Consider the following 1606-nt stretch of genomic DNA (forward strand, 5'->3'; position numbering starts at 1 on the left):
CATCCGAGGCCGCACAAAAAAATACCCCATATCGAGCCTCACTCCCGCTCGGCCAATTAAGCAAAGCCCTCGCTTGCAGGGTATTTCCTAACAGTCATCACAGTCGCGTGCAGCAAGCACGCTGCGTCAACCGGCGGCCCCTCGAGGCGGTAGGCCCCCGAGGCGCAGTCATACGTGATGCTGCAGTCCCCAGAAGGCGATCAGCGGAAGGGCTGCGGCCCCAATTCCCAGCAATAGGAGAATGGCTTCCAGCATGTCGAATCAAGCCCCGCCCAAGGGAATCATACACATGGGTGAAACTTAGTCATCGTGGACTGGCCTGCCCCGGTCCGATCTGATCAAAGAAAAACTCGCCGGCCTCCCCTATCGTGAGCACCGCATCATCAACCGGCAATTAAGGGATCTGGAACTATCTTACACGTAAGTTCTTCCGTTCTGAATGGCCACTGGAGGCTAACAGATGACGGATGAACAGCTAGCTCTTCAAGCTGTTAGTGACGCCCAGCGCATTTTGGAAGAATACTTAGAACCGAGGCCCCGCAATAACGAGCGCATCATCTTGGACAAGCTGGTGGAAGTGCTCGAGCGGCCAGATCTTCTGGTCGCCGTTCATCGGATGCAGCGCGGCTCGTAAGCGCTCCGTTGTCGCGCCGTTGCTGGTCGGCTCGTGCGAATTCGAGCCAGTCCTCAGCAAGCTTTAGCCACGGCTCCGCATCGACGGACTGACGGGCTTGCGCCGCCCGTTCCCTGCACACCTCAGCTAACTGGTAGAAGCGAAGTACATCTTCCGACATGCAAAATGACGCAACTAGGCCCATCATCCCGCCTCAAGAGTATCGCCTCTTCCGACACTCTCTGTCGTATATCTCACATATCATCCCTGATTGGGGTGAATCCTCGCCACTGTGCTAAATGGGCAACCCCACCGGCCCGCAGACGCTTTCAGGTGCCGGCTTTGCCGGTTGCCAGCACCATAGAGGCAGACGCCGCGTGATAACTCAGCAGGTGGCGTACCAACCATCAGGGAACGGCAGCAGAGGCCATTCGCCCGCGGTGTCATTCGCGGCCTCCGGCTCGGCGACGATTGGCCCACTTGCCGAAGGACACCACGCAGGAGGCGCCCCCGGCGCGCGATCATAGGGGTGCTGGTCGGAAGGCCCTGTGCTGCTGAAGTGCATAGACTCGATCGAGGGCATAAGTGCACCCCGCTCATAATATCTCACAATTAAATTGTTAATGTAGCTATTAAATATTAACTATTTGACTTGTTCAATCACGAAATGGTTGAATAGGTTTCTCCTACCGCCGCCCCTGCGCGGTATTAAGGCCAGCGACCATGTCCTTGGCATTTCCGCACTGGCTGATGATCGCAGGGGCCCTACTGGTGGGTGCCGGCTATATTGGTGTCCTCGTCAGCGGAAAGAAAGCGAACCGGGTTGATCGACCTCCGGGCGAGCCGATCGATCTGCCGGCTTTACCGCTCCTCAACTCGCATGACCCGCAGTAGCCCGCGCGCGTTCCCCCAAGAGCGAGGGTTAGCAATGGCTGTCAGAATTGAATGGGGTCCGCTTGAGGCGATAACGAACGTCCGCAACGAAGCGTGCAA

General features: G+C 57.4%; 2 protein-coding genes. Both read left to right on the forward strand.

What is annotated here, in order from left to right; all coding sequences use genetic code 11:
• Positions 1-460: 460 nt before the first annotated feature.
• On the forward strand, positions 461-634 hold the full coding sequence (locus AC0L30_RS42845) for a hypothetical protein (RefSeq protein ID WP_009859265.1): 174 nt from the start codon (positions 461-463) through the stop codon (positions 632-634).
• A gap of 702 nt (positions 635-1336) precedes the next feature.
• Positions 1337-1507, forward strand: coding sequence for a hypothetical protein (locus AC0L30_RS42850; protein WP_009859264.1), 171 nt, complete (start codon positions 1337-1339; stop codon positions 1505-1507).
• Positions 1508-1606: the final 99 nt, after the last annotated feature.

This window comes from Bradyrhizobium sp. MI1.11 (assembly GCF_055811255.1).